The sequence below is a fragment of the Thermocatellispora tengchongensis genome (assembly GCF_014202315.1).
Taxonomy (GTDB): domain Bacteria; phylum Actinomycetota; class Actinomycetes; order Streptosporangiales; family Streptosporangiaceae; genus Thermocatellispora; species Thermocatellispora tengchongensis.
The window spans coordinates 1-10,932 of the sequence record NZ_JACHGN010000051.1 but is presented as its reverse complement, the minus strand read 5'-3'; the positions used below and the strand labels follow the sequence as shown (position 1 = coordinate 10,932).

The 10,932-nt window shown below is 76.3% G+C and carries 2 protein-coding genes; both read right to left on the bottom strand.

Annotated elements, in window-relative coordinates; translation table 11 throughout:
• Nucleotides 1–5,024 (bottom strand): type I polyketide synthase (locus HNP84_RS50765; protein ID WP_185057366.1); only part of this gene is annotated, 5,024 nt, incomplete at its 3' end.
• Nucleotides 5,025–5,031: 7 nt separating this feature from the next.
• On the bottom strand, nt 5,032–10,932 hold a 5,901-nt coding region (locus tag HNP84_RS50760; RefSeq protein WP_185057365.1), incomplete at its 5' end, for an SDR family NAD(P)-dependent oxidoreductase.

The window sequence follows — 10,932 nt, the reverse complement described above, 5'->3', positions numbered from 1 at the left end:
CCACGACGGGAGACCAGCACCAGATCCCGCACCCCGTGCACGGTCACCAGATGCCGCGCCACCAGACGGCCCAGCGTCCCGGTGCCGCCGGTGATGAGCACGGTGCCGTCCGGATCCCACTGGGGGCGGGGCACGGTGAGCACGACCTTGCCGATGTGCCGGGCCTGGCTGACGTGGCGGAACGCCTCGGGCGCGCGGCGCACGTCCCAGGTCGTGCGGGGCGGCAGCCGGAACGCGCCGGAGGCGAACAGGCCAAGGACGTCGGCCAGCATCCGCCGGACCGAAGCGGGCTCGGCCCGCATCAGGTCGAACGGCCGGTACGCCACCTCGGGCAGGCCGGCCGGGTCGCGCAGGTCGGTCTTGCCCATCTCCAGGAACCTGCCGCCGGGCCGCAGCAGGCCCAGGGAGGCGTCCAGGAACTCCCCGGTGAGGGAGTTCAGCACCACGTCCATGCCGCCGGGGAACCGGTCGGCGAACTCCAGGGTGCGCGAGGAGGCGATGTGGTCGTCGTCCAGGCCGAGGGCGCGCAGCGCGTCCCACTTGGCGGGGCTGGCGGTGGCGAAGACCTCGGCGCCGAGGTGCCGGGCGAGCATGACCGCCGCGGTGCCGACACCGCCGGTGGCCGCGTGCACCAGCACCTTCTCCCCCCGCCGCAGCCCGCCCAGCTCCACCAGTCCGTAGTACGCCGTCAGGTAGGCGATCGGGACCGTCGCGGCCTCCTCGAACGACCACTCGTCGGGGATGGGGGCGAGCAGGTCGCGGTGGGCGACGGCCTCCGTCCCGAACGCGCCGGGGAACAGGCCGAACACCCGGTCCCCGGGGGCGATGCCGGTCACGCCGGGCCCGGTCTCGGTGACGATCCCGGCGCCCTCGCCGCCGAGCGGCACGTCGTCCGGGTAGAGGCCAAGGGTGATCAGCACGTCCCGGAAGTTGACCCCCGCCGCGCGGACCCGGACCCGGACCTGGCCGGGCCCGAGCTCGGTCACGGGCGGCACCGGGGCCAGGGTGAGGCCGTCCAGGGTGCCCTTGACGGGTGCCTCCAGCCGCCAGGCGGCGGCTCCGGCGGGCGGGACCAGGGCCGGGGCGACGCGGGCGAGCCTCGGCGCGTACGCGGTGCCGCCGCGCAGCGCGAGCTGCGGCTCGCCGCCGGCGTCCGGGAGCAGCGGTGGCGTGCCGGCCGTCCAGGCGTCCGGGTCGTCCACGTCGAGCAGGGTGATCCGGTCCGGGTGCTCGGCCTGGGCGCAGCGGACCAGGCCCCACACCGCCGCGGCGGCGGGGTCGGGCGCGGGATCGCCGGGCACGGCGGCCACCGCGCCACTGGTCACGATCACGATCCGGGAGTCGTCATCCCGGGCCAGCCGGTCCCGCAGGACGGCGAGCGTCCGGTGCACGGCGCCGCGCGCGGCCTCGGCCGGGTCGCCGGCCTCTTCGGGCAGCGGGCCGCAGTACGCCACGGCGGTCTCCGGGGCCGCGGCGGACCCGGCGGGCACGGGTGTCCACTCGACGCGGAACAGGGAGCCGGCGCGGGCCGCGCCGCCAGTGGCCGGGAGTGGCCGCAGGACCAGGGACTCGACCGTGACGACGGGCTGCCCCGCGGTATCGGCGGCGGTGACGGACACGGCGTCGGGGCCCGCGGGCGACAGGCGTACGCGCAGGGCCGAGGCCGCGGTGGCGTGCAGGCTCACTCCGGACCAGGAGAACGGCAGCCGAACCGCCTCCCCCGGCGCCGGGGGCGTCGCGACCGCGAGGGCGTGCAGGACCGCGTCCAGCAGCGCCGGATGCAGCCCGTACGCCCCCGCCTCCGCCGCGGGCCCCTCCGGCAGGGCCACCTCGGCATAGACGTCTTCTCCGGAGCGCCACACCGCCCGCAGCCCCCGGAACGCCGGGCCGTAGCCGAGCCCGGCGGCGGCGAGGGCGTCGTAGCAGCCGTCGATGGCGACGGGCTCGGCGCCGAGCGGCGGCCACGCGGCCATGGCCTGCCCGGCGCCCGCGCCCGTCGTCAGCACGCCGGTCGCGTGCCGCGTCCACTCCTCGCCGCCGGAGGCGCTGGAGTAGACGCCGAGCGTGCGCCTGCCGGTCTCGTCGGCGGGGCCGAGGAGGATCTGCACGGACACCGCGCCCCGTTCGGGGAGGGCGAGCGGCGCTTCGAGGGTCAGCTCCTCGATGCGGTCGCAGCCGACCTGGTCGCCCGCCCGTACGGCCAGTTCCACGAAGGCCGTGCCGGGAAGCAGCGGGGTGCCCGCCACGGCATGGTCGCGGAGCCAGGGGTGGGCGTCCAGGGACAGCCGCCCGGTGAGCAGCAGGCCGTCGCCGTCGGCCAGGGACACGGCCGCGCCCAGCAGCGGGTGCCGGGCCGGGGCCATGCCCAGCCCGGTGGCGTCGGTGCTCGGGGGCGCGTCCAGCCAGTACCGCTGCCGCTGGAACGGATACGTCGGCAGGTCCACCCGCCGCCCCGGCTGCACCGCCTCCCAGCGCGGGTCGCTTCCGCGCACGTGCAGCTCCGCCAGTGCGGTGAGCACGCTCACCGTCTCATCCCGGTCCCGGCGCAGCAGCGGGATGACCGGCCGGTCGGGGACCAGGGCGGTCAGCACCGCGTCCGGCCCCACCTCCACCAACGTCACATCCCCCGGCAAAGCCTCGATCGCCTGCGCGAACCGCACCGGCTCCCGCACCTGCCGCACCCAATACGCCGCATCCGGCACCACCCCCAACGGAATCGCAGGCGGGTGATAGGTGATGCTCTCGGCCACCTGCGCGAAGGCCGGCAGCATCGGCTCCATCCGCGGGGAGTGGAAGGCGTGGCTCACCCGCAACCGGCGCATCCGACGACCGCCGAAGTGCGCCTCGATCCGGGCCACCTCATCCTCGTCACCGGAGATCACCAGCGCCCGCGGCCCGTTGAACGCCGCGATCGCCACCCGGTCGCTCAGCAGCGGGGATACTTCCTCCTCGGTGGCCTCCAGCGCGCACATCACCCCACCGGCCGGCAGCTCCTGCATCAACCGGCCCCGCGCCGCCACCAACGCGCACGCATCCGCCAGCGAGAACACCCCCGCCACATGCGCCGCCGCCAACTCCCCGATCGAATGCCCCACCAGGTAATCCGGGGTGATCCCCCACGACTCCAGCAACCGGAACAGCGCCACCTCGACCGCGAACAGGCCCGTCTGCGTGTAGAGCGTCTGGTCCAGCAGGTCGCCGCCGTCGGCGATCACTTCGCGCAGCGGCCGGTCCAGGTGCTGGTCCAACTCGGCGCACACCGCCGCGAACGCCTCGGCGAACACCGGGAACCGCCCGGCCAGCTCCAGGCCCATCCCGGCCCGCTGGCTGCCCTGACCGGAGAACAGGAAGGCCCGCTTGCCCTTGGCGGGCGTGCCGCGCAGGACGCCCGGCGGGGTCTCGCCCCGGCTGATGGCGTGGAGGGCCGTGGTCAGGCCGGCCCGGTCCTCGGCGACGACGGCGGCCCGGTGGGACAGCGCCGGACGCGTGGTGGCCAGGGAGTAGGCCACGTCCCGCACGTCCGCCTCCGCCACGACCGGCAGCAGGCGGGCGGCCTGCTCCCGCAGCGCGTCCTCGCCGCGGGCGGAGAGCACGCAGACGACGGGCCCGCCGGGGCCGGCGGCCGGGGGCTCCTCCTCCGGCGGGGCCTGCTCCAGGATCACGTGCGCGTTGGTCCCCGAGATCCCGAAGGACGACACGCCGCATCGCCGCGGCCGGTCCTCCCCCGGCCACGCCACGGGCTCCCGGACCAGTTCCAACACGCCCGACGACCAGTCCACGTGCGGGGACGGCTGGTCCACGTGCAGGGTCGGCGGCACGGTTCCCGCCCGCATCGCCATGACCATCTTGATCACACCGGCCACGCCCGCCGCCGCCTGGGCGTGCCCGATGTTGGACTTGACCGAGCCGAGCAGCAGCGGGCGCTCCCGCTCGCGGCCGTAGGCGGCCAGCAGCGCCTGGGCCTCGATCGGGTCGCCCAGGGTGGTCCCCGTGCCGTGCGCCTCGACCACGTCCACGTCGCCGGGCGACAGACCCGCGTCGGCCAGCGCCTGCCCGATCACCCGCTGCTGCGACGGCCCGTTCGGCGCCGTCAGCCCGTTCGACGCCCCGTCCTGGTTCACCGCGCTGCCGCGCACCACCGCCAGCACCCGATGGCCCAGCCGCCGCGCGTCCGACAGCCGCTCCACCACGAGGACGCCGACGCCCTCGCCCCACCCGGTGCCGTCCGCCGACGCGGCGAACGACTTGCACCGGCCGTCCGGCGCCAGCCCGCGCTGGCGGCTGAACTCCACGAAGGTGTCCGGGGAGGCCATCACGGTGACGCCTCCGGCGAGCGCGAGGTCGCACTCGCCGCGCCGCAGCGACTGGACGGCGAGGTGCAGCGCGACCAGGGAGGACGAGCAGGCGGTGTCGATGGTGACCGCGGGCCCCTCCAGCCCGAAGGTGTACGCGACCCGCCCGGTGGCGATGCTCGCCGCGTTGCCGTTGCCGATGAAGCCCTCCAGCTCCTCCGGCACGGCGTGCAGCCGGGAGTGGTAGTCGTGGTACATCAGCCCGGCGAACACCCCCGCCCTGCTGCCGCGCAGCGCGGTCGGGTCGATGCCGGCCCGTTCGAACGCCTCCCAGGAGGTCTCCAGCAGCAGCCGTTGCTGCGGGTCCATCGCCAGCGCCTCACGCGGCGAGATCCCGAAGAACCCCGGATCGAAGTCCGCGGCGTCGTACAGGAAGCCGCCGAACCGGGTGGAGGACGTGCCTGGCCGGCCCGGGTCGGGGTCGTAGAGCGCGGCGAGGTCCCAGCCCCGGTCGGCGGGGAACTCGGAGATGGCGTCGCGTCCGGCGGCGACCAGCTCCCACAGCCCCTCCGGGGAGGACACCCCGCCGGGGAACCGGCAGGCCATCCCGACGATCGCGATCGGCTCGCGCCCGGCCTCCTCGAACTCGCGCAGCCGCCGCTGGGCGTCCTGGGCCTCGGCGATGGCCCGCCTGAGGTACTCGCGCAGCCTCTCCTCGCTGGCGTTCGGCATCGGTGTGTCAGCTCCCCAGGTTCTCTACGAGGTCGAAGAGTTCGTCGTCGCTGGCCTCGGCCAGGTGGGCGCGGGTCTCGGGCGTGAGCCGCGACACCAGCGCGCGCAGCCGGGCCACGATCCGGTCGCGTGCCTCCTCGTCCGGCGGCTCGGCCAGCGTGGCCTCCAGCCGGTCCAGGGCCTCGGCGGCGGGGTCGGGCGCGGCGCGGCGCAGCCGCTCGGCCAGGTACCCGGCCAGGGCCTCCGGCGTCGGGTAGTCGAAGACGAGGGTGGCGGGCAGGTCCAGGCCGGTGTCCGTGCGCAGCCGGTTGCGCAGCTCGACGCCGGTCAGGGAGTCGAAGCCCAGCTCCTTGAACTGGCGGTCGGGGTCGATCTCGCCGGTGCCGGTGTGGCCGAGCACGGCGGCGACGTGCGCCCGTACCGCGTCGAGGAGCGCCGTGGCCGCCTCGGCCTCGGGCATGGCGGCCAGCCGTTCCGGCAGCCCCGGACCGCCCGGCGCCGCGCCGGCGCTCTGAGCGCGCTCGCCCGGGACGGGCACCAGGCCGCGCAGCAGCGGCGGCACGTCGCCGGGCCGGGCGCGTACGGCGGCGAGGTCCAGGCGCAGCGGCACGGCCGTGGGGCGGCCGTCGGCGAGGACGGCGTCGAACAGGGCCAGCGCGTCGGCGGTGGCCAGCGGGAGGGTGCCCTGCCTGGCCATGCGGGCGCGTCCGGACTCGCCGAGCCGCGCGGTGATGCCGCTGTCCTGCTCCCACAGGCCCCACGCCAGCGAGGTGGCGGGCAGGCCCTCCCCGGCGCGGCGGCGGGCCAGCGCGTCCAGGAAGGCGTTGGCGGCGGCGTAGTTGGCCTGACCGGGGGTGCCGAAGGCGGCGGCGGCCGAGGAGAACAGCACGAAGGCGGACAGGTCGTGCTCCCGGGTCAGCTCGTGCAGGTTCCAGGCGGCCTGCGCCTTGGCGCGCAGCACGCGCTCCACGCGTCCGGGGGTCAGCGACTCGACCAAGGCGTCGTCGGTCACGCCGGCCGCGTGCACCACGGCGGCCACCGGGGGTTCGGCGGAGGCCAGGAGGGCGGCCAGCGCGTCGCGGTCGGCGGCGTCCACGGCGGCGATCCGGACCCGCGCTCCCAGCTCGGCCAGCTCCCGGGCCAGCTCGGCGGCGCCGGGCGCGTCGGGGCCGCGGCGGCTCGTCAGCAGCAGGTCGCGTACGCCGTGCTCGGTCACCAGGTGCCGGGCCAGCAGGCCGCCGAGCGTGCCGGTGCCGCCGGTGACGAGCACCGTGCCCCCGGGCCGCCATGCCACGGTGCGGGCCGGGGCGAACGCGGACGACGTGGACAACGGGGCCGGTCGGGTCAGCCGGGGCACGTGGAGGCCGCCCGCGCGGATCGCGACCTGCGGCTCGCCGCTCGCCAGCGCGGCCGGGAGCAGGCGCGCGTCGCCGTCGCCGAGATCGGCCAGGACGAACCGGCCCGGGTGCTCCGACTGGGCCGAGCGCACCAGGCCCCACACCGCCGCCCCGGCCGGGTCGGCGCCGGACGGGAACGCGCCGCGCGTCACGACGACGAGGCGGGAGGAGGAGAACCGGGGCTCGGCGAGCCAGGTCCGCACGGCGGTGAGAACGGCCGCCGTCGCCTCCCTGGCCCTGGCGGACGGATCGTCGCCGGCCGTCTCGACCGGGAGGAGCACGGCGTCCGGCACGCCGGTGGCGGGCACGGCGTCCAGGGCCGGGTGGCGAGCCGCGTCCAGCGCCTCCGCCAGTTCCCGCACGCCCTCCCCGTCGCCGAGCACGGCCCAGGTCATGGTCTGCTGCGCCGGCTGTGCCGGGCCGGGTGGGAGCGGCGTCCACTCGACGTCGAACAGCGTGTCCCGCACCGATGCGCGCGCCGCTCCCGGGTCGAGGGGGCGCAGGGACAGGGAGGCGACGCCGAGGACGGGCCGTCCGGCCTCGTCGGCCACCAGGATCGCCGCCTCGTCCTCGCCCGTGACCGTGACGCGCACGCGCAGGCGCGGCGAGGCGGGCCCGTGGCGGTACACGCCGCGCCACGCGTACGGCACCCGCGCGGTCCCGCCGCCGGGCGGCGCGAGCACGTGCAGGGCGGCGTCCAGGAGTGCGGGGTGCAGGGCGTGGCGGGCGGCGTCCGCGTGCAGTTCCCCGGGCAGGGCGAGCTCGGCGTACACGGTGTCGCCCGCGCGCCAGGCCGCCGTCAGCCCGCGGAACGCGGGGCCGTAGCCGAGCCCGGCCTCGGCGAGGGCGGCGTACAGGCCGTCCAGGTCCACCGGCTCGCCAGGGGGCGGCCACGCGCCCGGCATCGCGGCCGGTTCCGCCGGGACCGCGGTCAGGAAGCCGGAGGCGTGCCGCGTCCAGGGGTGCGTGTCGTCCTCGCGGGCGTGGATCGCGATCTCGCGCCGCCCGTCCGTGCCGGGGGCCGAGACCCGCACCTGCACCCGCAGCCCGCCCTTCGCTGGCAGGACCAGCGGGGCGTGCAGGATCAGCTCCGCCACGCCGGCGCACCCGGCGTGCTCGGCGGCGTGGCAGGCGAGGTCGGCCAGGACCGCTCCCGGTACGACCGTCGCCCCCGCCACCGTGTGGTCCGCGAGCCAGGGGTGGGTGTCGAGCGAGAGCCGCCCGGTGAACAGCATTTCGTCGTCGTCCCCGGCCAGGGACACGGCCGCGCCGAGCACCGGATGCCCGGCGGGGGCCAGCCCCAGCATGGCCGCGTCGGTGCTCGGGGGCGCGTCCAGCCAGTACCGGCGCCGCTGGAACGGATACGTCGGCAGGTCCACCCGCCGCCCCGGCTGCACCACGTCCCAGTTGAGGTCGCTTCCGCGCACGTGCAGCTCCGCCAGTGCGGTGAGCACGCTCACCGTCTCATCCCGGTCCCGGCGCAGCAGCGGGATCACCGGCCGGTCAGGGACCAGGGCGGTCAGCACCGCGTCCGGCCCCACCTCCACCAACGTCACATCCCCCGGCAAAGCCTCGATCGCCTGCGCGAACCGCACCGGCTCCCGCACCTGCCGCACCCAATACGCCGCATCCGGCACCACACCCATCGCAATCACCGGAGGGTGATAGACGATGCTCTCGGCCACCTCCGCGAAGGCCGGCAGCATCGGCTCCATCCGCGGGGAGTGGAAGGCGTGGCTCACCCGCAACCGGCGCATCCGACGACCGCCGAAGTGCCCCTCGATCCGGGCCACCTCATCCTCGTCACCGGAGATCACCAGCGCACGCGGCCCGTTGAACGCCGCGATCGCCACCCGGTCACCCAGCAGCGGCGCAACCTCCTCCTCGGTGGCCTCCAGCGCGCACATCACCCCACCGGCCGGAAGCTCCTGCATCAACCGGCCCCGCGCCGCCACCAACGCGCACGCATCCGCCAGCGAGAACACCCCCGCCACATGCGCCGCCGCCAACTCCCCGATCGAATGCCCCACCAGGTAATCCGGGGTGATCCCCCACGACTCCAACAGCCGGAACAAGGCCACCTCGACCGCGAACAGGCCCGTCTGCGTGTACAGCGTCTGGTCCAGCAGGTCGCCGCCACCGGCGATCACCTCGCGCAGCGGCCGGTCCAGGTGCTGGTCCAACTCCGCGCACACCGCCGCGAACGCCTCGGCGAACACCGGGAACCGCCCGGCCAGCTCCAGGCCCATCCCGGCCCGCTGGCTGCCCTGACCGGAGAACAGGAACGCGACCGGTCCCGGGGCGGCGGTGCCGGTGACCAGGCCCGGGGCGCGGTCTCCGGCCGCCAGGGCGGCGAGGCCGGCCAGCAGCTCGTCCCGATCCGCGCCGATCACGGCGGCGCGGTGCTCCAGTGCCGTACGCCCGGCGGCGAGGGTGTGCGCGATGTCGGCGGGGGCGAGTTCCGGGTGCCGCTCCAGGTGGGACCGCAGCCGTTCCCCCTGGGCCCGCAGCGCGTGCTCGTTCCCGGCGGACACCGTCCAGACCACCGGCCCGCCGGGGGCGGCGGTCTCGGCCTCCTCTTCCGGCGGGGCCTGCTCCAGGATCACGTGCGCGTTGGTGCCGGAGATGCCGAAGGAGGACACCGCCGCCCGGCGCGGACGCCCCCGCTCCGGCCACGCCACCGGCTCCCGGACCAGCTCCAACGCCCCCGACGACCAGTCCACGTGCGGGGACGGCTCATCGACGTGCAGGGTCGGCGGCACCGTGCCGGCCCGCATCGCCATCACCATTTTGATCACACCGGCCACGCCGGCGGCGGACTGCGTGTGCCCGATGTTGGACTTGATCGAGCCGAGGAGGAGCGGCCGGTCCCGGTCGCGCCCGTACGTCGCGATGAGGGCCTGGGCCTCGATCGGGTCGCCGAGCGTGGTCCCGGTGCCGTGGCCCTCGACCACGTCCACATCGTCGGGCGACAGCCCGGCGTTCGCCAGCGCCTGCCCGATCACCCGCTGCTGCGACGGCCCGTTCGGCGCCGTCAGCCCGTTCGACGCCCCGTCCTGGTTCACCGCGCTGCCGCGCACCACCGCCAGCACCCGGTGACCCAGCCGCCGCGCGTCCGACAACCGCTCCACCACCAGCACCCCGACGCCCTCACCCCAGCCCGTGCCGTCCGCCGACGCCGCGAACGACTTGCACCGGCCGTCGGCCGCCAGCCCGCGCTGCCGGCTGAACTGGACGAACGCGTCCGGCTTGGCCATGACCGCCACGCCCCCGACCAGGGCGAGGGAGCACTCGCCGTGCCGCAGCGCCTGCGCGGCCAGGTGCAGGGCCACCAGCGAGGACGAGCACGCGGTGTCCACGGTGACGGCGGGGCCCTCCAGGCCGAAGGTGTAGGCCAGGCGGCCGGAGGCGACGCTGCCGGAGTTGCCGATGCCGATGTGGCCTTCCAGCTCGGGCGGGGTGGTGTGCAGCCGGGCCGAGTAGTCGTGGTACATCATGCCGACGAACACGCCGGTGTCGCTGCCGCGGAGCGAGGCGGTGTCGATGCCGGCCCGCTCGAACGCCTCCCAGGACGCCTCCAGGAGGAGCCGTTGCTGCGGGTCCATCGCCAGCGCCTCACGCGGCGAGATCCCGAAGAACCCGGCGTCGAAGTCCGCGGCGTCGTACAGGAAGCCGCCGAACCGGGTGGAGGACGTGCCTGGCCGTTCCGGGTCGGGGCTGAACAAGGTGTCCAGGTCCCAGCCGCGGTCGGCCGGGAACGGCCCGATGGCGTCGCGCCCGGACGCCACCAGGTCCCACAGTCCTTCCGGTGAGGACACGCCGCCCGGGTAGCGGCAGGCCATGCCCACGATGACCACCGGGTCGCCGGCGGGTTCGGCCCGGGTGCGGGCCGGGGCGCGGGCGGGCAGGGAGCCGGACAGCTCGGCCAGCAGGTGGCTCGCGAGCGCGGCGGGCGAGGGGTGGTCGAAGACCAGCGTCGCGGGCAGGCGGAGGCCGGTCGCCGCGTTCAGCCGGTTGCGCAACTCGACCGCGGTGAGCGAGTCGAAGCCCAGGTCGCGGAAGGGACGGTCGGGGGCGACCGAGGCGGGCGAAGGGTGGCCGAGCGCCGCCGCGGCGTGCGTACGGACGAGGTCGAGGAGGGCGCGTTCGCGTTCGGCGGCGGCCATCGCGGCCAGGCGCTCCCGCAGGGAACCCCGCCGGTCCCGGCGGCGGGCGGGGCCGCGCAGCATGGGGGACGGCGGGTCGGCCTGGGCGCGCGCGACCGCGAGGTCGAGCCGGAGCGGCAGCACGACCGGCTCGGCTCCGGTGAGGGCGCGGTCGAACAGGTCCAGGGCGGTGGCGGTGTCCAGGGCGCCGAACCCGGCGCGCTCCCATCGGGCGAGGTCGGCCCGGCCGAGGCCGCCGGTGATCCCGCTCCGCTCGGCCCACAACCCCCACGCCAGCGACACCCCAGGCAACCCCCGCGCACGCCGCCACGACACCAACGCGTCCAAGAACGCGTTCCCCGCCGC